The organism is Streptomyces sp. PTY087I2, assembly GCF_001687325.1.
Taxonomy (GTDB): domain Bacteria; phylum Actinomycetota; class Actinomycetes; order Streptomycetales; family Streptomycetaceae; genus Streptomyces.
On sequence record NZ_LZRD01000016.1, the window covers coordinates 65476 to 91307 of the forward strand.

General features: G+C 70.3%; 17 protein-coding genes. 11 read left to right on the forward strand and 6 right to left on the reverse strand.

Annotation, left to right across the window (positions count from 1 at the left end; translation table 11 throughout):
* Positions 1-77: 77 nt before the first annotated feature.
* Together A3Q37_RS18835 and A3Q37_RS18840 are read right to left on the reverse strand one after the other, a co-directional pair.
* Positions 78-494, reverse strand: a complete 417-nt coding sequence (locus A3Q37_RS18835; RefSeq protein WP_065486038.1) for an ATP-binding protein — start codon at positions 492-494, stop codon at positions 78-80.
* Between the two features lie 139 nt (positions 495-633).
* Positions 634-1251 (reverse strand): sigma-70 family RNA polymerase sigma factor, encoded by a 618-nt coding sequence (locus A3Q37_RS18840; RefSeq protein ID WP_065486041.1) that lies wholly within the window; start codon positions 1249-1251, stop codon positions 634-636.
* Positions 1252-1328: 77 nt separating this feature from the next.
* Between A3Q37_RS18840 and A3Q37_RS18845 the strand changes: the two genes are divergently transcribed.
* The 3 genes from A3Q37_RS18845 (at position 1329) to A3Q37_RS18855 (ending at position 7484) form a co-directional block, all read left to right on the forward strand.
* Positions 1329-2156, forward strand: a complete 828-nt coding sequence (locus tag A3Q37_RS18845) for an alpha/beta fold hydrolase (RefSeq protein WP_065486047.1) — start codon at positions 1329-1331, stop codon at positions 2154-2156.
* Positions 2157-2225: 69 nt separating this feature from the next.
* Positions 2226-5588 carry a LamG-like jellyroll fold domain-containing protein gene (locus A3Q37_RS18850; protein WP_065486053.1) on the forward strand — a complete coding sequence of 1121 codons (3363 nt, stop codon included), beginning with the start codon at positions 2226-2228 and terminating at the stop codon, positions 5586-5588.
* A gap of 267 nt (positions 5589-5855) precedes the next feature.
* Entirely contained in the window at positions 5856-7484 is a 1629-nt protein-coding gene (locus A3Q37_RS18855; protein WP_255311858.1) for an alpha/beta hydrolase, read from the forward strand.
* Positions 7485-7608: 124 nt separating this feature from the next.
* Here A3Q37_RS18855 and A3Q37_RS18860 read toward each other — a convergent pair whose 3' ends face one another.
* Together A3Q37_RS18860 and A3Q37_RS18865 are read right to left on the reverse strand one after the other, a co-directional pair.
* Entirely contained in the window at positions 7609-9960 is a 2352-nt protein-coding gene (locus A3Q37_RS18860) for a glycoside hydrolase family 2 (RefSeq protein WP_065486278.1), read from the reverse strand.
* Positions 9961-10023: 63 nt separating this feature from the next.
* The gene (locus A3Q37_RS18865) at positions 10024-12471 is read right to left on the reverse strand and encodes an RICIN domain-containing protein (protein WP_065486058.1); all 2448 of its coding nucleotides are present in this window, start codon (positions 12469-12471) and stop codon (positions 10024-10026) included.
* A 566-nt stretch (positions 12472-13037) separates the two neighbouring features.
* Between A3Q37_RS18865 and A3Q37_RS18870 the strand changes: the two genes are divergently transcribed.
* The 6 genes from A3Q37_RS18870 (at position 13038) to A3Q37_RS18895 (ending at position 20145) form a co-directional block, all read left to right on the forward strand.
* Positions 13038-14120, forward strand: coding sequence for an ABC transporter substrate-binding protein (locus tag A3Q37_RS18870; protein ID WP_065486060.1), 1083 nt, complete (start codon positions 13038-13040; stop codon positions 14118-14120).
* Between the two features lie 132 nt (positions 14121-14252).
* Positions 14253-15932, forward strand: coding sequence for a sugar ABC transporter ATP-binding protein (locus A3Q37_RS18875; protein WP_065486067.1), 1680 nt, complete (start codon positions 14253-14255; stop codon positions 15930-15932).
* Positions 15929-16903 (forward strand): ABC transporter permease, encoded by a 975-nt coding sequence (locus A3Q37_RS18880; RefSeq protein ID WP_030082376.1) that lies wholly within the window; start codon positions 15929-15931, stop codon positions 16901-16903. The genes A3Q37_RS18875 and A3Q37_RS18880 overlap by 4 nt, the downstream gene beginning before the upstream one ends.
* On the forward strand, positions 16900-17952 hold the full coding sequence (locus A3Q37_RS18885; protein WP_065486069.1) for an ABC transporter permease: 1053 nt from the start codon (positions 16900-16902) through the stop codon (positions 17950-17952). Before A3Q37_RS18880 ends, A3Q37_RS18885 begins: the two co-directional genes overlap by 4 nt.
* 46 nt (positions 17953-17998) lie before the next feature.
* Complete coding sequence (locus A3Q37_RS18890) at positions 17999-19030, forward strand: LacI family DNA-binding transcriptional regulator (RefSeq protein WP_065486070.1); 1032 nt, start codon at positions 17999-18001, stop codon at positions 19028-19030.
* Positions 19031-19077: 47 nt separating this feature from the next.
* Positions 19078-20145, forward strand: a complete 1068-nt coding sequence (locus tag A3Q37_RS18895; protein ID WP_065486074.1) for an aldose epimerase family protein — start codon at positions 19078-19080, stop codon at positions 20143-20145.
* 26 nt (positions 20146-20171) lie between these two features.
* Here A3Q37_RS18895 and A3Q37_RS18900 read toward each other — a convergent pair whose 3' ends face one another.
* Positions 20172-23210, reverse strand: coding sequence for a carbohydrate binding domain-containing protein (locus tag A3Q37_RS18900; protein WP_065486077.1), 3039 nt, complete (start codon positions 23208-23210; stop codon positions 20172-20174).
* Positions 23211-23407: 197 nt separating this feature from the next.
* On the opposite strand from A3Q37_RS18900, the gene A3Q37_RS18905 reads away from it, so the two are divergent.
* A complete protein-coding gene (locus tag A3Q37_RS18905) occupies positions 23408-23824 on the forward strand; it encodes a thioesterase family protein (protein WP_065486081.1) in 417 nt (138 codons plus the stop codon).
* A 31-nt stretch (positions 23825-23855) separates the two neighbouring features.
* Entirely contained in the window at positions 23856-25028 is a 1173-nt protein-coding gene (locus tag A3Q37_RS18910) for a hypothetical protein (RefSeq protein ID WP_065486085.1), read from the forward strand.
* Between the two features lie 84 nt (positions 25029-25112).
* On the opposite strand, the gene A3Q37_RS18915 is transcribed toward A3Q37_RS18910, so the two are convergent.
* Positions 25113-25646, reverse strand: coding sequence for an EF-hand domain-containing protein (locus A3Q37_RS18915; protein ID WP_065486089.1), 534 nt, complete (start codon positions 25644-25646; stop codon positions 25113-25115).
* Positions 25647-25832: the final 186 nt, after the last annotated feature.

Genomic DNA, 25832 nt, shown 5'->3' on the forward strand with positions numbered 1-25832 from the left:
TTGAATTCAGCGCGGCAGGGCTTCTGTGTGGCTCGTACGCCGCTTCGGCCTCCGTGTGGCACGTACGCGCTTCGGCCTCAGCGCGGCACGGTGGCCAGGATGACCTTCCCGCCGCCCACCGTCTCGCGGACCCGTACCTCCTGGGCCAGCCGCTGGACCATCGGCCAGCCGAATCCCCCGGTCCGGCCGGTCAGGTCGGGCGTCCGGTCCTGCGGGTGCGCCGGGCTCGGGTCGGTGACCCGGACATGGACGCCCCTGCGGTCCGCGGTCAGCCACAGCGCGGTGACGGCCCCCGCGTGCCGGACCGCGTTGGTGACCAGCTCCGAGACGAGGAGCAGGAGGTTCTGGACCGTGTGCGAGGTCGGCGCGGGATGCAGCCGGGTGACGAAGGCGCTGACGGCGTCCCGTGCGTCGGCGGCCTTCTCCGGCCGGCAGACGAAATCGGTACGGGTCTCGCCGTCCGGTGAAAACGTCATCAGAATGCGGTCGTTCATAGCGTTCACCCCGTCGCGTGAGCTTTCTGGCTGGAGTTCGGGTACCCCCGGAACGGCATTTCATGAAACCGGCGGCGGAAGGTCATGGAAACCAGCGGCGGAAGGCACGCGCAGCCCCGCTTGCACCACCCCGACCGGCTCAGTCCTCGCTTCCGAGCCGGTCCCGCTGGATCCGGCGCGCGAGGGCCCGGCGCACCGCGGCGGACCCGGTGCCGGCCGCCCCGGTGGCCGCCGTCTTCGCCGGTACGTCGAGCCCGCGGCCGATCGCGTCGTACGCGCTCCGGTGGCTGCCGGGCAGTTCCGCCCGACGCTCCCTCAGATCCTTCTCGACGAGGCGGCGCAGCGCGTCCACGTTCTGCGGCGTGAACCGCTTGCGGCCCCGGCCGAGCGCGTCGGTGAAGCGCGTGCAGTGCGCGCTGTCGTCCAGGGTCGCGGAGATCTCCTCCGCCAGGCCCCAGAGCCGCCCTTCCAGCCAGGGGGTGTCGTGCTGCTCCAGGGCGATGTCGGGTGGGGGAGTCGGCCCGCCCGGCCGGGCCTTCGCGACCTGCTTGGACACCGCGGGCTGGCTCATGCCGGTGAGCCGGGCGATCCGCTCCTGGGTCCAGCCGAGACCGGCGAACAAGGTGATCATCTCGCTGCGCAGCCGGCGCATCTCCTCGCCCGCGAGGATGACCTCGTTCATGTCGGAGAACAGTTCCCGGGCCTGTTCCTCCGTCAGGAAACCGGAGGGGTGAAGCGCGTCTTCCTCGTCTGTCATACCACGGTTATACCGCACCGCGGCAAGGTCTTATAACCTAGTTGTATAACGTGGTTATGGGGCTTAGGGTGGCCGCCATGCCCACCTTTCGCGCCCCTGACGGAACCCTGCTCGCCCATCGCGCCATCGGCGCCGGAGGGCCCATGATCTGCCTGCCCGGAGGGCCCACGGGTGCCGACTATCTCGGCGACCTGGGCGGGCTGGCCGCGTACCGCCGGCTGATCCTCCTCGATCCGCGCGGCACCGGACGCTCCGCACGCCCCGAGCGGGCCGGCTCCTACCGCTGCGACCGCCAGGTGGGCGACGTCGAGGCGTTGCGCGTCCACCTCGGGCTCGATCGGATCGACCTCCTGGCCCACTCGGGCGGCGCGAACCTCGCGATGCAGTACGCCGCTTGCCATCCGTGGCGCGTCGGCAGGCTCGTCCTGATCGGCCCGGGCGTCCGGGCGGTAGGCGTGCCGATCGACGGCGACATGCGCCGCGCGCTCGCGCTGCGCCGCGAGGGGGAGCCGTGGTTCCCGGCCGCCTTCGCGGAGCTGGAGGCGATCATCGACGGGGGAGACGGCGACTGGGAGGCCGTCGCCCCTTTCCTCTGGGGCCGCTGGGACGCGGAGGCCCGGCGGCATCACGCGGCCGCGCGCCCGGACAACGCCGAAGCCGTCGCGGGATTCGCGGCCGACGGGGCCTTCGATCCTGCGGCCACGCGGACGGGGCTCGCCGGCTTCGAAGGGTCCGCCCTGCTGCTCGCCGGAGAGTTCGACCTGAACAGTCCGCCGCGTGCGGTGGCCGCGTGTGCGGAGCTGTTCCGCCGTGGAACCTTCGTCGAGCAGCCCGGGGCGGGGCACTGTCCGTGGATCGACGACCCCGGCCGCTTCGTGGCGGCGGTCGCATCGTTCCTGGTGTGAGGCCCGTCGTTTCTATCGTTGAAAATTCCGCGTGCACGACCGTTGTGCAGTGTTTGGTGTTGTGGCTCAATGTTCGACTATGTGCAGTGCCTCGCAGGTTGGAGGCACCCCCGGCTCTTCGACGAGGACGACGCCTTGAGACGACAACACCCGCGCCCCCGTGCCCTGTTCAGGGCCCTGACCTGCGCTGCGGCGCTGCTCATACCGGTCGGTGCCACCCTGGTCCCGACGGCGGCCGCCGCACCCGCCGTACCGGCCGAAGCCACCGCGAAGGCCTTCACGGCCGACGACCCGGTCACCGATGTCCACGGGCTGAAGGGCGAGTACTTCAGCATGTCCGCCCCGGGCGCCCGTGACTTCGCCGAGCTCGGCGCCACGACCCTCGACCCGGACGTCAACTTCCCCGGACTCACCGGTACGTTCGAGTCGGCGACCGGGAAGACCGAGCACACGACGGCCCGGTGGACCGGACAGATCGAAGCCCCCGAGACCGGCGAGTACACCTTCTCCGCCATCGGCGACAACGGGTTCCGGCTCTTCCTCGACGGCAACGTTGTCATCGATCACTGGGAGCCGGACTGGGACAAGGAGCAGCACAGCGAGCCGATCGCCCTGAAGGTGGGGGAGAAGCACGACTTCAAGCTGGAGATGTTCCAGGACACCGGCGGCGCCAGCATGTTCCTGCGCTGGCGGAGCGACACGATCGAGAAGCAGATCGTCCCCGAGTCCGCGTTCACCCCGCCCGCCGACTTCGAGGTCTACCCGGTCGCCCTGAGCGTCGCGCAGAACGGCAAGCGCCTCCAGGCCACCTTCAGGGACCGGGTCGCGGACTACCGGAAGGTGAAGGAACACCTCAAGATCGAGGTCGACACCTCCCCGATGCCGGTGAAGTCGGTGAACCGGGCCTCGGGCAACCCGAACGCGCTGATCGTCGAACTCGCCGCGCCCGTACAGAAGGACCAGCGCGTCAAGGTCGCCTACGACGGCAAGGGCGGCCTGAAGTCCGGGTCCGAGACCGTCCCGGAGATCGGCCGCACCGCCAAGAACCTCTCCACACACCGCCTCACCACCACCTGGGGCGACAAGCTGGACAAGAACCACCCGCTGCCCGAGTACCCCCGGCCGCAGCAGATCCGCGACCAGTGGAAGAACCTCAACGGCCCCTGGGAGTTCGCCGGGGCCACCGAGGGCGAGCAGCCGGTCTTCGGCAAGAAGCTCGACGAGAAGATCATCGTGCCGTTCCCGGTCGAGTCCCAGCTCTCCGGCCTGGAGCGCGACGAGGACCACATGTTCTACCGCAAGCTCGTCACCGTGCCGAAGAACTGGTCCATCGCCAAGGGAGGCAAGGACAAGAACGGCAAGGACAAGCGGCTGAAGCTCAACTTCGACGCCGTCGACTATCGGTCCACCGTCTGGGTCAACGGCACCAAGGTCGCCGAACACACCGGCGGCTACACCGGGTTCAGCGCCGACATCACCGACGCGCTGAAGGGCAGCGGCCCCCAGGAGATCGTCGTCGCGGTCACCGACACGACCGGCCCGAACCAGCCCAAGGGCAAGCAGTCCACCAACCCCGGCGGGATCGTCTACACCCCGACCTCCGGCATCTGGCAGACCGTGTGGATGGAGCCGGTCGCCCCCGCCGCCATCGACTCCCTGACCACCACCCCGGACATCGACACCGACCGCCTCGCCATCACCGTCAACTCCGCGAAGGCGTCCGCCGACGCCCGGATCACCGCCGTCGCCCGCGACCGCAAGGGCAAGGTCGTCGGCACGGTCAGCGGCCCCGCCAACCGCGAGCTCGGCCTCCAGCTCAAGAACCCGCACCTCTGGTCGCCCGACGACCCCTACCTGTACGACCTCGACGTCTCCCTCACCGACGGCCGCTCCAAGGACAGCGTCGAAAGCTACTTCGGCATGCGGCAGTTGAAGGTCGACAAGGTCGGCGGCTACCAGAAGCTCGTCCTCAACGGGAAGCCGTTCTTCTCCCTCGCCATGCTCGACCAGGGCTTCTGGCCCGACGGGCTGTACACCCAGCCCAGCGACGCGGCCCTCACCTTCGACCTGAAGGCCCAGAAGGACCTCGGCTTCAACGCCGTACGCAAGCACATCAAGGTCGAGTCGCCGCGCTGGTACTACCACGCCGACCGGCTCGGACTGCTGGTGTGGCAGGACTTCGTCAACGCCGACATCGACAACGACGCCGGCAAGAACGCCTTCCTCACCCAGGGCAAGGAGTTGATGAAGCAGTTCCACAACTCCCCCTCGATCAGCGGCTGGATCGTCTTCAACGAGGGCTGGGGCGAGTGGGACCGCACGGAGACCGGCAAGATCGCCGAGGATGTCAAGGCGCTGGACCCGTCCCGCGTGGTCAACGCGCACAGCGGCGTCAACTGCTGTGCCTCCAAGGGTGATTCCGGCAAGGGCGAGATCATCGACCACCACGACTACGTGAACAACGACCCGGCCTTCCCGGACGACAAGCGCGCCGCGATGGACGGCGAGCACGGCGGCTTCACGCTGCGGACGCCCGGTCACATGTGGCCCGGGGCCCCGGCCAACATCTACTCCGGCGTCGCGGACAAGGCCGCTCTCACCGCCAAGTACGTCGACAACACCCGTACGTACTACCTCGCGGCCGCCGGAGCCGAACTGTCCGGCTCCGTCTACACCCAGGTCAGCGATCTGGAGAACGAGCTCAACGGGCTCTGGACGTACGACCGTCGGGAGATCAAGGTCGACCCGAAGAAGGTCCGGGAGATCAACCGCCAGGTCATCGCGGCCGGAGCCGACGCCGGTGAGCGCGACGCGCTGAAGGGCGGCGGTTCCTGGTCGCTCGACGAGAACAAGGGCACGACCGCCCGCGACAGCGGCCCCAACAAGGCCCATCTCACCCTGGAGGGCGGCTCGTCCTGGGCCCCGGGCGTCACGGGCTCGGCGCTGAAGTTCGACGGCGAGGGGAGTTACGCGCAGAGCGCCGGCCCGGTCGTGGACACCACCAAGGACTACACCGTCTCCGCGTGGGCCTCGCTCGACGCCGTACCCGGCAACTACGCCACCGTCGTCAGCCAGGACGGCCGGCGGACCGAGAACCCCTTCTATCTCCAGTACGGCCAGGGGGCGTTCGCCTTCTCCACCCCGGGCGGCAAGCGCGCCCGCCTGGAGACCGTCCCGGAGACCGGGAAGTGGTACCACCTGGTCGGGGTCCGCAAGGGTGACGAGATCACGCTGTACGTCGACGGGAAGCCCGCCGCCACCACCGAGGCCGGTCCGGCCGATGTGAGCACCGGCCCGCTCTCCGTCGGGCGGGCCCGGTACGACGGCGCCGAGGCCGACTTCTGGGACGGCTCCGTCGATCAGGTCGAGGTGTACGACAAGGCCCTGACCGCCGAGGAGGTGTCCGCGCTGAACGGCCGTCAGAAGCCGTAACCCGCAAGGACGCAGAGTCCCTCCCGGCGCGCCCGGAATCCCCGGGCGCGCCGGGAGGGAAGTGGACCCGCCGCGGCGTGAATGGTTCTCCAACCCGCGGACCATTCAGGTCTGTTGCCGTCATTCCGGAGACGTACAGGAGTGGGGCCCCCGGGGGGATACGCAGACGTGCACAGATCCGACAAGATCCTCCTGTCCGAACATGCGACCGGAAGGATCGATATCGTGCGCAGACGACGTCTCGCGCCCCTGGTGGCCGTGAGCGCCATGGCGACGCTGGCCCCGGCGTTCGCCGCCTCGACGGCCACCGCGGCCCCGGCTGCCGCCCCCTCGGCCGGGACCCCCTCGGCCGTCCCCTCGCCCGCCGCCAAGAGCGTGCTCGACCGGTACGCGAAGCAGAAGCCCACGTGGAAGCGGTGCGATGCCGAAACCCCGGCGGCGTACCAGTGTGCCACCGTCAAGGTCCCGCTGGACTACCGGAAGCCCGGAGGCAAGCGGATCGACCTGGCGATATCCCGGATCAGAACCGCGGACCCCGGCAAACGGCGCGGCATCCTGCTCTCCAACCCCGGCGGCCCCGGCGGCGACGGGCTGTGGATGCCGCTGTTGATGAAGGAGGAGCTGCCCAAGTCCGTACTCAAGAGCTACGACCTGGTCGGGTTCGACCCGCGCGGCATCGGCCGCTCCAGCCCGGTCTCCTGCAACCTCACGCCGAAGCAGGAGAACTGGCTGCGGCCCTACAAGGCGGAGACGTACGCCAAGGACGTCGCCTGGGCGCGCACGGTGGCGGACAAGTGCCGCAAGAAGACGGGGGACCGGCTCCCGCACATCACGACCCGCAACACCGCGCGCGACATGGATCTGGTCCGGGCGATCCTCGGCGAGAAGAAGATCTCCTACGTCGGCTACTCCTACGGCACCTATCTGGGGGCCGTCTACGCCCAGCTCTTCCCGAAGCGCGCCGACCGGTTCGTCCTGGACAGCGCGGTCGACCCGCAGCGCGCCTGGCGCGGGATGATCCAGTGGTGGGCGGAGGGCGCGGAACCCGCGTTCGACCGGTGGACCGAGTGGGCCGCCGCGCGCTCGAAGACGTACGGCCTCGGCAACACCCCGAAGAAGGTCGACCGGACCTTCTGGGATCTCGTCGCGCGGGCCGACAAGGACCCGATCGAGGTGGACGGGCAGCCCACCAACGGCGACGACATCCGCCAGGGGATGCGCGCGCTGTCCTTCACCCCGCAGGCCGCGTCCGAGGCGGTCGTGGAGCTGAAGAAGGCCGCGCAGGGCAAGCCCGCCTCCGCGAAGAAACTCGCCCGCATCACCGAGGGCGGCGGCACCCCGGCGCCCGAGTGGGCCGGAAAGGCCGCGCTCGCCGCCGAGACCCCCGCCGACAACATGACGGCCGGCTTCTGGGCCGTGGTGTGCGGCGACAACTCGGCCGCCTGGTCCCGCAACCCCGAGAGCTACCGTCGGGACGCCATCGCGGACAAGGGCCGCTACCCGCTCTTCGGGGACTTCGCATCCAGCATCAAGCCCTGTGCCTTCTGGGGGAAGTCCGCCGAGCCGGTGACCGTGGTGAAGAACAAGGTCGGCTCCCTGGTCGTCCAGAACGAGTGGGACTCGCAGACCCCGCTGCCCAGCGGCCAGGCCCTGCACGCCCAGCTGAAGGGCTCGAAGATGGTCACCGTCCTCGGCGGCGAGGGCCACGGTGTCTACCCGAGCGGCAACACCTGCACGGACGGCGCGGTCAACCGCTACCTGGCCACCGGCAAGCTGCCCGCGAAGGACGTGACCTGCAAGGCGACCGCCACGTCGAACGCGCAGGCCCGCCAGAACGAGAAGCCGGACGCGCTCCCCGGGTCCCCGGTCCCGGAACGCGCCCCGAACCGCTTCTGATCCGCTGAGCCCGGCCGGGCACCACCCGGCCGGGCTCCCCAGGTGAGAACCCACAAGGGGCCCGGCGCCGACGGAGAGACCATTCCCCGTCGCCGCCGGGCCCCTGCCCGTTCCCCCGGTCAGGTCACGGCGCCCACGGCGCGTCCACCGCCCACGTCGTGTCCTCGGTGAACAGCGCCGGGCTGTCGAAGGGCTGCCCGCCGCCCGGAGTGGCGAGCCACACCTCGGAGTCGATGTGCCGCAGATAGCTGCCGGGCAGATTGGCGCTGGTGAACCGCACCCCGCCGCTCCCCGCGACCGCGCACCACGTCGCATCCGCCTTGAACAGCGCGGAGTTGTCGTTGGCGTCGCGGCGCACCCGGAACTCCCGGTGGCGCAGGAACTCACCGGGGTAGTTCCGGGACTCGAAGGAGTAGCAGTTGCTGTTGGCGAGCCCGGTGACGATCTTCCAGGTCGCGTCCGCCTTCAGCACGGCCGAACTCCCGTTGTCCACCACCTCGGTGAAGGCCAGCCCGTCGTAGTGGCGCAGGTGCTTCGTGGTGTGCCCGGGGGTGGTGACCCGCAGCGACTTGTTCTGTCCGGTGGGGAGGTCCACCGGCGGGGCGGGGTTGCGGGACGCCTCGATGAGGGCCTGGTTGGCGGCCTTCACCCGGGCCGTGTCGACCTTCACGACCTGGCGGTCGTACGTCAGCAGCCCGTTCGCCTCGTTCTCGACGTCCGTGATCTCCGTGTAGACCGACGCCGAGAGCCCGGCGGGCAGTTGGCCGATCCGGATGGCGTCCAGCAGCCCGACGAACCGGTTGTTGAGCGCCGGGATACTGGGCTGATCCTCGTAGCTGAAACCGCCGCCCGGATACCACTCGTGGCCCGGCACCTTGTAGCCCAGCCCGCCGAACTCGCCCAGCACGGCCGCCCGGGTGGCGCTCGGCGCGGTGTTCCCCGGGCCGACGTAGATGTGGTTGTCCACCACGTCGCCGTTACCGCCGTCGACCGAGCCGCAGCAGTTGACCCCGCTCATGTTGTTGACGAGGCGCGAGGGATCCTGGGCCTTCACCTCGTCGGCGATCCTCGCCTGGTCGTACTGCCCCCAGCCCTCGTTCTGGTTGACCCACATGACCACCGAGGGCGAACTGCGGTGCTGGTCGATGATGGTGCGGTACTCCGCCTCCCACTGGGTGCGGGCCGGCCCGTCCGGCACCTTGCCGGTGTCCATCGACGGCATGTCCTGCCACACCAGCAGACCCAGCCTGTCCGCCCAGTAGAACCACCGCTGCGGCTCCACCTTGATGTGCTTGCGGACCATGTTGAACCCGAGGTCCTTGTGCGCCTGGAGGTCGTATTTCAACGCCTCGTCGCTCGGCGCGGTGTAGATGCCGTCCGGCCAGTACCCCTGGTCCAGGGTGCCCGTCTGGAACACGAACTTCCCGTTCAGCACCGGCCGCAGGATGTTGTCCACCTTGGCGATCCCCACCGACCGCATGCCCGTGTAGCTGCCCACGGTGTCGGTGACGGCCGAACCGTCGAGGAGATCTGCCTTCACGTCGTACAGGAACGGATCCTCGGGCGTCCACAGCCGGGGGTCCGGTACGGAGACGGAGATCTCGCCGCTCACCGCGCCCGTCGCCGTGCCCACGACCGTACCGCCGCTGGAGACGGTGATCCGGGCGCTCCGGCCCGCCGCTCCCGCCGTCTGCACCTTCACCCGCAGGGTGCTGTCCCCCAGGTTCGGCGTCATGTCGAGGCGGGTGATGTGGGCGGAGGCCACCGGCTCCAGCCAGACCGTCTGCCAGATGCCGGAGGCCGCGGTGTAGAAGATCCCGCCGCCCGGATGCGGCTGCACATCGTTGATGCGCTGCTTGCCGACGGCCTGGCCGCCGGTCTGGCTCGGGTCGTAGACGGAGACCACGACCGTGTTCGTACCGCCGTTCAGCTGCGGAGTGATGTCGTACGCGAACGAGTCGAACCCGCCCTTGTGCGCGCCGACCTCGGTGCCGTTGACCCAGACCGTGGTCTGCCAGTCGGAGGCCCCGAAGTGCAGTTTCACCCGGCGGCCGTCCCAGTTTGCGGGGACGGTGAAGGTCCGTTTGTACCAGAGCTTGTCGTTCTCGGTGATCCGGCGCTGGATGCCGGAGAGCGCGGACTCGGCGACGAACGGGACCCGGATCTGCTCCGGGAACGTCGCGGGCTGCCCGGCGTCACGGCCGGTGACCGCGAAGTCCCAGATGCCGTTGAGGTTCGTCCAGTCGGGCCGGGTCAGCTGCGGACGCGGATACTCCGGCAGCGGGTTGTCCACCGGCACGTCGTTCGTCCACGGCGTCGTCATGGGCGCGGGCTTCGGCTCCCAGGCGGCGGGCGCGGCGGCGGCCGGGGAGGTGCCGGTCCCCACGAGGGCGGTGGCCACCAGGGCGAGCAGGCCGGTGGCGGCCGTTAATCTCCGCCACCAGGTGCGGCGGCGGGGTGCGGGTGCTGGTCGCATGTTGAACATCCCTTTCTACGGTCGTACGGGGCTGGGTGGGCGGTACATCGGGGAAGGGAGAGCTCAGAGCAGCAGCCGCCACAGATGGTCGGCCGTCCCGTTGTCGTCGTACTGCACGACGTGCGCGCTGTCGGCCGTGGACATCCCGTCCACGCCGAGCACCTTGTCCGAGTTCCGGTTACGGATCCGGTACCAGCCGTCCCCGTCCGGGACGAGCTGCCACAGATGGTCGGCGGTGTCGTTGTCGTCGAACTGGACGACGTGCGCGCTGTTCTCGGTGGACATCAGGTCGACGCCCAGCACCTTGCCGGAGTGCTGGTTGCGGATCCGGTACCAGCCGTCGCCGTTGGCGATCAGCCGCCACAGATGGTCCGCCGTGCCGGTGTCCCCGAACTGCACCACGTGAGCGCTGTTCGCGGTCGACATGCCGTCCACGCCGAGCACCTTGCCGGAGTGCCGGTTCGCGATCCGGTACCAGCGGTCCGCCAGCCACGGTTCGGCGTCCGGAGCCGCCGTCGGGAACGACGTGATCCGCAGCCGGGCCGCGCCCATCGGGACGAGCGTGACCTCCTCGACCGGCTCCGTCGAGCGCGCCGGACTCGGCTGGAGGGGCGCGACCACGTGCTCGTCGTCCGCCGTCCACTCGGGGATGCGGCGGGCGCGCGCGGTCATCGTGAGCGGGGTGCCGTCGAGCGTGAACGGGTTGTCGCCGGGGGCCCGGCCCTTGGAGCGGTGGCGCAGGGACGCGGCCGGGCGGGCGGTGTCCAGGACGAGGCCGTAGTTCCACGGGGTCGTGGCGTGGACCGCGTACTCCGGGAACGTGTCGCTGCCGCCGATCCGCTCGTACTCCTCCCCGATCCGCAGCGAGTACGTGAGCGGCCCATGGTCCACGCTGACGGAGCCGTGGTTCTCCGCCCAGGTGCGTACGGTGGTCCGCTGCGGCAGCCGCAGGGTGACCGTGTCGCCGCTGGACCAGGTCCGTTCGATCCGGGTGAAGGCCGGTCCGGCGGGCGCGGTGACCCGCTGTCCGTTGACCCGGATGTCGGGATCGGCACACCAGGCGGGGATGCGCAGGACCAGCGGGAAGGTGAGCGGTTTCGGTGCGGTGAGGGACAGGGTGACGGTGTCCGTGAAGGGGTAGCCGGTCTCCTCCGTGAACGTCACTTCCGTGCCGTCCGCGACCTTCGCCGTCACCTCGCTGGGCGCGTACATCGCCGCCGCGAGCCCGCCGTCGGGGGTGGCGAGCCACAGCTCCTCGGTGAAGTAGGGCCAGCCCATGCCGTAGTTGTGCGGGCAACAGCGGTACTGGTCCACGCCCGGCAGATACGCCAGCATCGCGAACGGGTTCTGGAACTGGCGGTCCCGCTTGGGCTCGTTGTCCAGGTCCACGCTGTTGGCGCAGGTGATGTAGTGCACCGCCTTGCCCGACGGGTCGAGCGAGGCCGGCAGCGAGTTGAACGCCAGCTCCTCGCAGCGGTCCGCCCACAGCGGGTCCCCGGTGATCCGGGTGAGCAGCTGGTGGCTCGCCATGAACTCGACGATCCCGCAGGTCTCGAAGCCCTGCCGGGGGTCGCCGTGCCCGGGCCGGGCGTTCTCGTCCCCGGCGAAACCGCCGCCGGGGAACTGCCCGTAGGCGTCCATGGCCTTCGCGTATGTGCCGTAGGTGTTACGGGTGTCGATGGCTGAGCCGCTGCGCAGCGCGAACTGGGCGGGCTCCCGGAAGCCCTGGGCGATGTTCACGTTGTGCGGGTTGACCAGGTTGTCGCCCCAGTCGGCCCCGTACCGGTGGATCTTGTCGACGAGGTCCAGGAGGAAGGCGTCGCCGGTGCGGTTGTAGAGCCACATGACGCTGTCCAGGCCGTCGCCCCAGCGCAGGGCGATCCAGCTGGTGTCGAAGGCGCCCGGACCCTGGGCGTTCATGTAGCGGAAGAAGCGGCTGAGGAAGGGGATGATCCGGTTGTCCTCGGTGTACTCCTGCCAGGAGCGCAGGGCCTGGATCAGGGGGAGGAACGGCCAGAAGTCGGGGCCGCCGTTGAGTGAGGTCCGCAGCGCCTCCGGGCCGAAGAAGCCGTCGCTCTGCCCGGTGGCGAGGATCGCGTCCATCCAGCGGCGGGTCGTGGCCAGCGCGGTCGCGTCACCGGTGACGATCGCGAGATCGGCGTAACCCCGCAGCCAGTACGGGACTTCCTCCCAGCCGCCCCGGTCCGGGCGGACCCAGCCGGTGGCCGTGAAGTCGAGGAAGTGCGAGAACTCCTCGTACCGGCCGCACAGCCCCTCCAGCTGGAGCTTCAGCTGCCCGGCCAGCCAGCCGTGCGCCGTCACCTTGCCCGGAGGCAGCTTCAGGAACGCGGTGGGGTGGAGCGGGGCGGCGTTGGGGGAGTAGTGGCCGCCGCGGGCGGCCGGCATCAGGTGGCGGTCGGGCGTCGCGGCGGTCGCCCACCGGCTCGCCGCGCCGGTGGCGACGGCGGTGGCCACCGCGGTGGTGAGGAACTGCCTGCGGTTCAGGGGCATCGGTGCGGCTCCTGCTCTCGGCCGCGGCCGCCTGTGCCGCGGCCGGGCTCGGTGGGGGTGGCTGCACGGCACGGTGGCCGTGCAGGGCGGGGCTGCCGGTGGTACGTGAGTGACCTGAGGTGCGGGGCGGAGCTGCGGGCCGATCGGCCGGCGCATGCCGAGGACCGCCGTCGCGCGGCGGGGCGGTCGGACGAGAGCCGTTCTTGCAACGTTAGAAATCTGGCGTCCGGCGGTATGACAGCACGGTGTCGGGCCGGTGTCCAGACCCCGCGCAGCGGCTGTCCGGCGCGGCGGGCCGCCGGTCGCGGAACGCCCCCGGTGGCCGTCCGACACTTTTTGGAAACGCATCGACAACGCTCTTGCCGCCCGTGCCGCGCCGCCTATATAACGTTGTAAACCGAGCCGCCGACAGGCTGCGCAGGCTCTCACGACCGCTGTTCCCGCAGGACGGAGCAGGGGTGTGAGGAATGCAGTGGTATCAGCTGCCCCGTGGCCGATGCCTCGTCCCGCATGCCCGACCGCACGCCGACGAGCGTGCCGTCAACCCGCCAAGGAGCGTTCCGCGCATGATGATCCAGCGTCGATCCCGTACCCTCGCCGTGGCCTGCGTCCTCGCCGCCACCACGCTGGCCGCCGCCGGCTGCGCCAAGTCGGAGACCTCCAACAACGCGGGCGGCGACAGCAGTCAGGCGGCTCAGGAGGCCAAGACCCCCGATTCCTCGTCCGGCGCGGGCTGCACGCTGGAGACCTACGGCGCGCCCAAGCTCGACCTGAAGGACGCGGTGGTCGGCTTCTCCCAGTCGGAGAAGGAGGCCAACCCGTTCCGGATCGCCGAGACCCAGTCCATCAAGGACGAGGCGAAGAAGATCGGCGTCAAGAAGCTGCTGACCACCAACGCCCAGTCCCAGCTGTCCAAGCAGATCAGCGACATCCAGGACATGCTGTCCCAGGGCGCGCAGTTCCTCATCGTGGCTCCGCTCAACTCCGACGGTCTGGAGCCCGCGTTGAAGGCGGCGGCCGCCAAGAAGGTCCCCGTCCTCACCATCGACCGCAAGGTCAACTCCACCGCCTGCAAGGACTACGTCGCCTTCCTCGGCTCCGACTTCGTCGAGCAGGGCAAGCGCGCCGCCGACGCGATGATCAAGGTCACCGGCGGCAAGGGCAAGGTCGCGATCCTGCTCGGCGCCTCCGGCAACAACGTCACCACCGACCGCACCAAGGGCTTCGTCGACCAGGTCAAGGCCGAGGCCCCCGGGCTGGAGATCGTCGCCCAGCAGACCGGCGAGTTCGCCCGCGACAAGGGCCAGCAGGTCATGGAGCAGCTCATCCAGTCCAAGCCCGACATCACCGCCGTCTACGCGGAGAACGACGAGATGGGCCTCGGAGCTCTCACCGCGATCAAGGCGGCCGGCAAGAAGCCCGGCAAGGACGTCAAGATCGTCTCGGTCGACGGCACCCGCAACGCCGTCCAGGCCCTGGTCAACGGCGAGTACAACGCCGTCATCGAGTCCAACCCGCGCTTCGGCCCGCTCGCCTTCGCCACCGCGCAGAAGTTCTACGCCGGCGAGGAGATCCCCGAGAACGTCATCATCACCGACCGCGAGTACGACGAGGCCAACGCGAAGGACTCGCTCGGCGGAGCGTACTGACCCGGCCGCCACTCCCACCGGAACCCGCACCGGCACTCCGACCGGCACTCCGGCCGCCGCCTCGCTCCTGGGCATCTCCCGGGCGACGCGGCGGCCCGGGACCGTTCCCGTACCACCGGAAGGCCAGGACTCATGGCACCCACCCACGCGACACCCCCGCACCCGGAGACCGCCGGGGCGGCCGGGGCCGCTGTCGCCGAACCCGACCCTGTACTCGAAGCCCGCTCCGTGAGCAAGCGGTTCCCGGGCGTCGTCGCCCTGGACGACGTCTCCTTCGCCCTGCGTGCGGGCGAGGTCCACGCGCTCGTCGGCGAGAACGGGGCCGGCAAGTCCACCCTCATCAAGGTGCTCACCGGCGTCTACCAGAGCGACGGGGGCGAGGTGCGCGTCAGCGGCGAACCCGTCCGCTTCGCCCGCCCCTTCGAGGCGCAGCAGGCCGGGATCTCCACCATCTACCAGGAGGTGAACCTCGTCCCGCTGATGAGCGTGGCGCGCAACATCTTCCTGGGCCGGGAGCCGAAGAACCGTTTCGGGCTCATCGACTTCCCCCGGATGAACCGCGAGACCACCGAACTCCTCGACGGCTTCGGTGTCCGCGTCGACCCCAAGCGGCCCCTGCACACCCTCGGCATCGGCACCCAGCAGATGGTCGCGCTCGCCCGCGCCGTCTCCGTACAGGCGCAGGTCGTCATCATGGACGAGCCGACCTCCTCGCTGGAGCCCCGCGAGGTCGAGACCCTGTTCCGGGTCATCGAGAGCCTGCGCGGCCAGGGCATCGCCGTCCTCTACGTCAGCCACCGGATGGACGAGCTGTACCGCATCTGCGACCGGGTCACCGTGCTGCGCGACGGCCGCCACATCCACACCGGCGAACTCGCCCCGCTGGAGCGCATGCAGCTGGTGTCGATGATGCTCGGCCGCGACATGGCCGAGGTCCGCCGCGACGGCCTGACCGGCTTCGCCGCCGAGGGGCACGACGCCGCCCGCACCCCCGTCCTCACCGCGACCGGCCTCGACCGCCGTCACCAACTGCACGACATATCCATGGAGTTGTACGCAGGTGAGGTGCTGGGACTCGGCGGGCTGCTGGGCTCCGGGCGCAGCGAGACCGCGAAGGCGCTGACCGGCGCGCTGCCCCTGGACGGCGGGGAGATCACCGTCGACGGCAAGCGCATCGGCCGCCCCACACCGGCCGCCGCGATCCGCGCGGGCATCAGCATGCTCCCCGAGGACCGCAAGGCCGAGGGGATCGTCCCCGGGCTCTCCGTCCGCGAGAACATCGTGCTCGCCGCCATGCCCCGGCTCTCCAAGGCCGGGATCGTCTCCCGCGCCAAGCAGGACCGCATTGTCGACATCTTCATGAAGCGACTGCGGATCAAGGCGTCCAGCCCCGAGCAGAAGGTCGGCGAACTCTCCGGCGGCAACCAGCAGAAGGTGCTCCTCGCCCGCTGGCTCTGCCTGGAGCCCAAGGTGCTGCTGCTCGACGAGCCCACGCGCGGCATCGACGTCGGCGCCAAGGCCGAGGTGCAGTCCCTCATCGACGAACTCGCCCGCGAAGGGCTCGCCGTCCTGCTGATCTCCTCCGACATCGAGGAGCTGATCGAGGGCGCCGACCGCATCGTCGTGCTGCGCGGCGGCGCGGTCGCCGGTGAACTCGCCGGCGACGAGGTGGACGAGAGCCGCCTGCTCGAAGTGCTCGCCGACCACACGCCCGACACCGTGCTCAGCGACCACACGCCCGGCGCCGTGCCCGGCGACCCCGTGCCCGACACCGGCGGGAAGGTCCCGGCCGGCCAGGAGGACCCCCGATGACCACCCAGGCCACCCTGCCACGCCCCGCGAAGCCGCTCGCCCGGCTCCGCGACCCCGCCTGGTACCAGGAGTACGGGGTGTACGCGGCCGTCGCCGTCGTCCTGCTGTTCAACGCCCTGTTCACCGAACACTTCATGACGGCCGACAACCTGCGCACCCAGCTCGTCCAGGTCGCGCCCATCGTGATCGTCGCGCTGGGCATGGCCCTGGTCATCGGCACCGAGGGCATCGACCTCTCCGTCGGCTCCACCATGGCGCTCGCCGCCGCCCTGCTGCCGCTCTACCTCGGTTACGGACTGGTCCCCGCGCTCCTGATCGCCCTGCTCGCCGGGGCCGTGGTCGGCGCGATCAATGGGACGCTCGTCTCGCTCGTCGGGCTGCAACCCATCGTCGCCACGCTCGCCCTGTTCGTCGGCGGCCGGGGCCTCGCCCTCGTCATGGCGGACGGCCAGCTCAAGCAGATCGTCAACCCGGACATCCTCGCGCTCGGCACCGGCTCCTTCCTCGGCATCCCGACGGTCGTCCTCATCGCGGGCATCCTCGCGCTGGCCGTCGCGTTCCTGGTGCAGCGCACCACCTTCGGCCGGCAGATCGTCGCCATCGGCGGCAACCGCTCGGCCGCCGCCCTGTCCGGACTGCCCGTCAAGCGCGTCCTGATCGGCGTCTACATCCTCTGCGGGGTGATGGCCGCCCTCGCGGGCATCCTCGCCACCGCACGGCTCACCGCCAGCGACCCGTCCTCCCTCGGCACCCTCATGGAGCTGTCCGCCATCACGGCGGTCGTCGTCGGCGGCACCCCGCTCAACGGCGGCTCCATCCGGGTGCTCGGCACCGTCGCCGGAGCCCTGCTGATGCAGCTGCTGCGCGCCACCCTCGTCAAGCACGACCTGCCCGACTCCACCGCACAGATCGCCCAGGCGGCCATCATCATCGCCGCCGTCTACGTCGCCCGGGAGCGTAGGTCCCGATGAACAAGACCACCACACCGGCCACCGTGCCCCCGGCCGAGGCCCCGGCGCCGCTCAAGAGCGCCCCCTCGCGCCCCGAACCCCGCCCCGAGCGCTCCACCGGCTCCCGCATCGGGGAACTCGTCCAGCGCCAGGGCGTCCTCGCGGTCCTGCTGACCGTGATCCTCATCGCCTCGTTCATCTACCCGACGTTCGCCAGCCTCGACAACGCCCGGGGCGTCACCGTCCAGGCCTCGTTCCTCGCGATCGTCGCGCTCGGCATGACCCTGGTCATCATCACCGGCGGCATCGACCTCTCCGTCGGCTCCGTCTTCGCCCTCGGCGGCGTCCTCGCCGCCTGGGCATCGCCATGGGGCTTCTTCGCCGCCCTGCTCGTACCCCTGGTGGTCTGCGGTGCGATCGGCCTGGTCAACGGGCTGCTCATCGCCCGCGCCAACATGGCCCCCTTCATCGTCACGCTCGCCAGTCTTCTCGCCGCGCGCGGCATGCTGCTCGCCTTCACCGACGAGGGCGCCACCACCTACCTGGTGCCCAAGGACTCCGCCTTCGCCGAGCTGGGCCAGGGCAGCGTCTGGGGCTTCGGCTACCCGATCCTCATCGCGCTGGCCCTCTTCGGGGCGGGCGGCCTCCTCCTCCAGCGGACCTCGTTCGGCCAGACGCTGTTCGCGGTCGGCGGCAGCAGCGACGCGGCCACCCTGATGGGGCTGCCCGTCGCCCGGACGAAGATCCTCGTCTACACCCTCAGCGGGCTGCTCGCCGGACTCGCCGGAGCGCTGAACGCCGCCCGCCTCTCCTCCGGCGTCACCATCGTCGGCGTCGGCATGGAGCTGGACGCGATCTCCGCCGTCGTCATCGGCGGCACCCTCCTCATCGGCGGAGCGGGCTCGATCAGCGGCACCCTCTGGGGCGTCCTGCTGCTCGCCGTGATCCAGAACCTGATCAACCAGATCGGCTCGCTCAACTCCTCGTACCAGTCGGTGGTCAGCGGCGGCTTCCTTATCGTTGTCGTGGTGGCGCAGCGTTACCTCGCGCGCAGCCGGAGAACCACCTGAACCGCATGGGCCGGGTCGAGTCGAACCAAGGGAAACAAGGAGTGCCGTGGGCGTCAGCCTCAAGGACGTAGCTCAACGGGCGGGCGTGTCCATCAAGACCGTGTCGAACGTGGTCAACAACTACCAGCACGTCACCCCGAAGATGCGGGCCAAGGTGCAGCAGGCGATCGACGAGCTCGGCTACCGGCCGAACCTCACCGCCCGCCATCTGCGCAAGGGCCGCACCGGCATCATCGCGCTCGCCGTCCCCGAGTTCGGCAACCCGTACTTCGCGGAGCTGGCCGGCGAGGTCGTCGACGCGGCCGCCCGGCACGACTACACCGTTCTGGTCGACCACACGGCGGGCCAGCGCGAGAAGGAACTGCTGGTCTGCCAGGGGTTCCGCTCCCATGTCATCGACGGGCTCATCCTCAGCCCCATCCACCTGGAGACCGAGGACCTGATGGCCCGCACCGAGACCGCGCCGCTGGTGCTGCTCGGCGAACGCGAGTACGAGGCCCCGTACGACCACATCGCCATCGACAACGTGGCCGCCGCCCGTGAGGCCGTCGCCCACCTCATCGCGCTGGGCCACCGCCGTATCGCCTTCCTCGGCTCCCGCACCGGGCAGGAGCGCCAGCCCGCCCACCTCCGGCTGCGCGGCTGGCGCGAGGAGCTGGCCGCCTCCGGCATCACCCCCGACGAGTCCCTGGTCGTCGTCACCGACGGCTACGGCCGCGAGGACGGGGCCGCCGCGATGGCCTCCCTCCTCGACCGGGGCGAGCGGCCCGACGCCGTGTTCGCGTACAACGACCTGATCGCGATCGGGGCCATGCGCACCATCACCGAACGTGGCCTCACCATCCCGGACGACATCGCCGTCGTCGGCTTCGACGACATCGAGGAGAGCCGGTACGGGGCCACCACCCTCACCACCATCGCCCCGGACAAGGCGGCCATCGCCCGGCTCGCCGTCGACAGCCTCGTCGAACGCCTCGCCGGCACCCCGGTCGCCGAACCCCGGCGCCCCCGCCCCGGCTACCGCCTCGTCGTCCGCGAATCCACCACGCCCCGCGAGGCCGGCGGACCGCCGAGCTGACGCACCCTCGCGAGGCCCCTTCCGCACCTCCCCCCAAGGAACTCCTCATGCCCACCGTGCACCGCAAACCGTTCGGCCGCGCCCACGGGCAGAGCGAGACCGACCTCTGGACCCTCGACTCCGGCACCGGCGTCCGGGCCGAGATCCTCACCTACGGCGGTGTCCTGCACAGCCTCACCGTGCCGGACACCGCGGGCGAACCCGGCCCGGTCGTCCGCTCCCTGCCCGCGCTCGACGACTACACCGACAAGAACCCGTACTTCGGGGCGATCGTCGGCCGGTACGCCAACCGCATCGCCCACGGCCGCTTCACCCTCGACGGCACCACGCACCACATCCCCGCCAACGACCGCGGCCACGCCCTGCACGGCGGCCCCGACGGCTTCCACACCAAGATCTGGGAAGCCACCGGGCACCGCACCGGCACCGCCGCCGTCCTCCGGCTCACCCTGCACAGCCCGGACGGCGACATGGGCTTCCCCGGAGCGCTCGACGTCACCGCCACCTACACCCTGGACACCGCCGGAACCCTCGCCGTCGACTACACGGCCACCACCGACCGCCCCACCGTCCTCAACCTCACCCACCACGCCTACCTCAACCTCGGCGACGACGACATCCTCGGCCACACCCTCCAGGCCGACGCCGACGCCTACCTCCCCGTCGACGCCGACTCCATCCCCGAAGGCCCGCCCGCCCCGGTGACCGGTACCCCCTTCGACCTCACCACCCCCCACCGCATCGGCGAACGCCTCGCCCACCCGGACGCCCAACTGGACCAGGCCGGCGGCTACGACCACTGCTGGATCCTGCGCCCCGCCGCCACCCCCGGCACCCTGCGCCGCGCCGCCCGCCTCACCGCCCCCGGCGACCGGCGCACCCTGGAACTGTGGACCACCGAACCGGGCCTTCAGATCTACACCGCCAACCAGCTCGACGGAGCGTTCACCGACGGCACCGGCCGCCGCCATCAACGCCACGGCTCCCTCTGCCTGGAGACCCAGCACCTCCCGGACTCACCCAACCGCCCCGACCACCCGAGCACGGTGCTGCGCCCCGGAGCCGTCCTGCGCAGCCGCACCGAATGGCGCTTTCCGCACCTGCGGGCGGGGTAGCCGGGCGGCCGGGCCGGTCAGGTCGGCTACTTCAGATACGGCCCCGCCACGCCGACCTTCCCGGGCGCGGCGTTCTTACCGCCGAGGTCCAGGACGTACACGCGCAGGTTGCCCTTGCCGGGGGCCGGTACGGAGAGCGTGCCCGAGGTGACCTCCTTGGTGTCGCCCGTGACGGCGTCCTTGTACGTGCCGTTCGGGACGCCGGTGTACGTGGCGCTCCCGGAGACCGTCACCAGGGCGAAGCTGTCCGTGCCGCTCGCGGTGTCGGTGTAGCGGCGCTTGTACGCCATGGAGCCGCTGATGCCCTCCGTGGAGTACTGGCCCATCTGGAGCGCGGGCACGGCACGGCGGATCTCGTTGAGGCGCTGGAGGTGGCGGGCCAGCGGGGCGGACAGGGTGTCGGCGACCTTGCCGGTGGCCGAGGAGACCTTGCCGAAGTCCGAGGCCGTGACCTCACCGGCCAGGTGGTCCCCGAAGTAGGCCCGCCCGGTCGTCGCCAGCGGGCACGTCGGACCGCAGTCGATCTGCTTGCCCTTCTGGAACTCGATCTCGGAGCCGTAGTAGAGCGTCGGAATGCCCCGGAAGGTCCACATCAGCGACATGTTCTCGGCCCAGGCGTCCGTACCGCCGGTGTAGCGCTCGCTGCTCTTGTTGGGGCCGTAGTCGTGGCTGTCGACGTAGACCACGTTGTACGTGGCGTCGTTGACCGCGTCGTCGGAGTCCTTGCCGTTGTGGAACGCGTTGTCGGCGTCACCGAAGTTCATGTGCATCCGCATGTCGATGATGTTCATCCCGGAGAACCGGCTGCGGTCGGGCGCGTGGTAGGCGTTGCCCTGGAGGAAGGCGTTGTCGGAGACGGGCTGGGACGCCGTGCCCTGCTGCTGCTCGTAGTCGTACATCTCCAGGGCGGCCTTCTCGTCGTCCGCGCTGTACTCCTTGCGCTCCTTCCACGTGAAGAACTGCGCCGAGTGGTTGACCGAGCCACGGTTCCACTTGTCGTTGACGAAGGCCGCGACCTCGCCGAAGACGAAGAAGTTCTGTGCCGCCTCCGCGCCGAACCGCTGCGTGACGCGCTCCTGGATCGCGGGCAGGAAACGGCGGTTCCAGGTGGTGCGGGGGATGTGCACCGCCGTGTCGAGCCGGAAGCCGTCGACGCCCATGTCGATGTACTTGTTGTACGCGCCGATCAGATAGTTCTGGACCTGGGCGTTCTCGGTGTTGAAGTCCGCGAGGTCGTCGTGCAGCCAGCAGGAGCGGGAGTCCTCGCCCTCCCAGTTGCCGATCCAGCAGGTGTGGTAGAGCGCCTTCGGGAACATGCCCGAAGTGGGGCTGGGCCACTGGCAGTTGTAGATGCGGTAGCCCTCCGGCGAGGTGTGCCCGGTGGGTGTGCCCCAGCCCACGCAGGTGTTGCCCGTCGGCTCGGCCGCGGACCACAGGTCGCCGTTGTAGTACGACTTCCCGGACTTGGGCTCGACGGTGAGGCCGTCGTACGTGAACCCGTCGTTCTGCTCGTCGTAGTACCAGCTCCACTGCGCGTCGCGCACGCCGTACGCCTTCGGGGTGAACAGGCCCTTCGCGCCCCACCGCGAGGAGTGGTTGTGGACGACGTCCTGGTAGATCTTCATGCCTTTCGCGTGGGCGGCGTTGATGAGGTCCTGGTAGGAGGCTCCGGCCGACTCCAGCCGTGGGTCCACCCGGTAGAAGTCGTAACCGTGGTAGCCGTGGTAGTCGTAGTCCGACCGGTTGAGGACGACCGGGGTGATCCAGATCGCGGAGAAGCCGAGCCCCTTGATGTAGTCGAGCTTCTGCACCAGCCCCTTGAAGTCGCCCCGGAACATGGGGTCGTCGTTGGCGGCGTTGCCGGACTTCTCGTGTTGGCTGCCGCCCCGGTTGTTCGTGGGGTCGCCGTCGTTGAACCGGGCGGTGAGCACGAAGTAGATCGGGTCCTTGCGGGGATCGGTGCCCAGCGGTGTGCCCGCGGCGGGGGTCGTGGGCTGCTCGCCGGTGGTGACGGAGGCCGGGGCGGACTCGGCCGAGACGTTCCCGGCGGCGTCGACGGCCCGCACGGTGTAGCGGTAGGCGGTCCTGGCCTCAAGTCCCGTGTCGGAGAAGACGGTCGAGGTGGTGTCGGTGACCACCGTGCCCTTCGTTCCCCCGGTCCTGGTGAGCTGATACTTCGTCACGCCCCGGTCGTCCGTGGCGGGTTCCCAGGTGACCACGACCGACACCCCGTCGGCGGCGGCCTTCACCCCGGTGGGCGCGGACGGCGCCTCGGTATCCGGTTCCTCGGCCGCGCACGGGTCCTTCGCCGAGGCCGTCACCGTACGGTCCTTCACCGTGGTGAGCCCGGTCGCCAGGGTGTAGTCGCTGCCGTTGTTGTTGTCCCAGACGCCGTTGCCGTTGTTGAACGCGGCCTGGAGCCCGGTGGCCGTCCCGAGGTCGACCGTGCGCTTCACCCAGCCCGTGCAGGCTGCTTCCATGCCGATGCCGGGGACGGTCGTCCACGCTCCGCCGTGCGGGCGGTAGTGGAGATTGACGGTGGACCAGCCGACGGTGGAGGTCGCGTAGTAGACGGACGCCGTGTTCGGCCCGTCGGGCGCCTCCGGCTCCTCGGGCTCCCCGGGACCCGCACCCGCGCACGGATCGCTGTGTGCCACGACCCCGTCCTGGACCGTGATGCTCCCGGAGCCCAGGTCGTAGTTCCGGCCCGCGTTGTTGTCCCAGGTGCCCGAGCCGTCGTTGAAGGTCGCCTTGAGGCCGGCCGCGCCGTCGAGCGGGACCGTCAGCTTGACCCAGTCGGCGCAGGCGGCCTCCATCCGCGTGCCGGGAACGGCGGTCCAGGAACCGCCGTCGGGGGCGTAATGCAGGTAGTACGCCGACCAGTCGCGGGTCTTCGTGGAGTAGAAGACGGTCGCCGTGGTCTCGGTGGCGGCCGAGGAGGCGACGGGTTCGCTCGTCGGCGCGGGGCGCGTCTGCGGCACGGCGGTGAGGAGTCCCAGCAGCCCGGCCGCTGCCACGGCCGCCGCGAGCGGACGTCGCAACAGCCGGTGAGGAGTGCGTCTCATGCGTGTCTCCAGGGGAGGGGAGAACCCTGACGCGCCTCGGGGTTCGGTGAGTGAACACGATCCGGCGGCAAGTTCTGCCGGAATGTTGCTGCAATTCCTTGCGGGGAGGAAGTTACCGGTGCATGACAGGTGCGTAAAGGGATCCGGCACCCCGGTCCACCCGGAATGGACGGCCGGGCCCGGTTGTTCGCACGGTCATGACCTTCTCCGTTGATGTGACCGTGCGCGGCTACGAACTCGACACCCAGGGCCACCTGAACCAGGCCGTCTACCTCCAGTACGCGGAGCACGCCCGCTGGGAGCTGCTGCGCGCCGCCGGACTGCCCCAGGAGAAGCTGCTGGCCGACGGAATCGGCCCGGTACAGCTGGAGGTGACGGTCAAGTACCGCCGCGAACTGCGCGGCGGCGAGCGCGTACGGATCACCTGCCGGTTCGACTACGGCACGGGCAAGACGTTCACGCTGGAGCAGCAGATCCTCAAGGAGGACGGCACGGTGGCCGCGGAGATCACCGGCGTCGGCGGCGTCCTCGACCTGACCGAACGCCGCCTCGTCCCGGACCCGCAGGGCCGCCTGGCCGCGCTGGCGGGAAACCCGGATCTGCTGACGGGCTGACGTCCTGCTGGACACCCAGGGAGGGGGATGCGTGACCGAGGGAAGCAACGAGCACGACGCTGCCCGCGTCACCGAGGTGGAGGGGCGCGAGCTCATGCGGAAGCGGCCCAGCATGTACGTCGGATCCACCGGCGTACGCGGCCTCCACCAGTTGGTGTACGAGGTCGCGAGCCGGTCGGTGAACGAGATCCTGGCGGGTGGCGGCGGCTGCGTCGATGTCACCCTCACCCGGGACGGCGGCATCCGGATCGCCGACGACGGGCCGGGCATCCCCTTTGAGCTGGTGGACGGAGCCCGCACCGGCGACGGTCTGGAGGCCCTGTTGACCAGGCCGGACACCGGACTTCGGCCCGACGGCCGCAACACCGTCCGCTGGAGCGTCTACGGCATGGGACCCTGTGCCGCCACCATCATGTCGAGCCGCCTCACGGCCGAGGTGCGGCGCGGGGGCGCGCGCTGGGTCCAGGAGTACGCGCGCGGCGTCGCACTCGCCCCGCCCGCCGCCGCGGGGCCGGCGACGGACACCGGGACCACGATCGCCTTCTGGCCCGACCCCGACATCTTCGACACCGTGGACTGTTCGTTCGCGGTGCTGGCCAGGCGGGTGCGGGAGGTGGCTCTGCTGAACCGCGGGCTCACCCTCTCGCTGAACGACGAACGCCCCGCGGGCGGGACCCGGTCGGTCAGCTTCCGGTATCCGGACGGAGCCGGGGACTTCGTCGCCCTCCTGGACGCCGAGACCGAATGGGGGCTGCCCGAGGTGATCGCATTCGAGTGGGAGAACGAACGGATGGCGGGGACCGCGGAAGCGGCGCTGAGCTGGCGAAGGGCCCGTGAGGAGCGAGTCCGGTCCTTCGCCAACAGTGCGCCCACCCCTGAGGGCGGCACCCATGAGGACGGTTTCCGTACCGGAGTGGCGGCCGCGCTCACCGAGCACGCGCTACGGCACGGGCTCCTGAAGGCCGATGATCCCGAGCTCGGCGCCGACCGAGTCGGCGAGGGGCTGACAGCGGTCGTCTCGGTGAGACTGGACAGCCCGGAATACGAGGGCTCCACCCGCGGTCGGCTGGGCGGAGCCACAGTGAGCGACAGCGTCGAGCAGGGCGTCCGGGAGCACCTCGGCAGTTGGCTCGACCGCCACCCGGAAAGGGCAGCGGCCATCATCGGGCGCATCACCCGGGACACGGACCCGGACGAACGCTGATCGACCAGGCCGGCGCGCCCCGGCCGCCGATGCCGTGCCCGCGCTTCGAGCACACGGGCACGGCAGGTTCCCGGGGCCGCCCGGTCAGACGGGCGTGCCGACGACCAGGTGGTCGCCGGGGATGCCGGCCTTGCCCGGGGCGTAGTAGTCCTTGATCCCGGCGACCCACGTCTCCACCCGGATCCGGTCCCCGTCGGTCGGCTCGAACGCGTCGAAGAGCGCGTCGATGTTGGCGGGCTCGAAGCCGATGGCCCGCATCAGCGCCATGAACAGCGGGCGCTCGATCAGCCCGTCGCCGTCCGGGTCGCCCAGCGCGGCCAGCGCCTCGGCGAACACGGCGATGGTCGCGTCGAACCGTTCCGGCGACAGCACACAGGCGCTGAACTCCTCGAAGCTGATCTCGCCGTCGCCGTTCTCGTCGAGCTCGGTGAGCAGGGTCGTCCAGTACCGCCGGAACGCTCGCCGCATCGCGTCCTTCGCCGCCTGGTCCGAGGCGTGCGCCTCGCGGACGACGCGCTCGGCCATGAGATCGAAATCGTCCTGCTCCAGGACGCCGTTGGCATGGGCGTCGAACAGGGAGAAAACGAGCGCGACCCGCCTGGTGGCCTCAGTGCCCATGAATCCGTCACCCTTCTCCGCACGTCATGTTCCACCGGCCACGGCCCGGTTGCCGGGCCGGCCCACCCACTGTCCGGCCGGGCGACGGCACACGGGGCCGAAAGGGTGAGCCCTTCACCTGAAGGACGTACCCGGCCCCGCGTAAACGTCGAGTCGAGGCAGACGGAGGGGCCACCGGATCCCGCA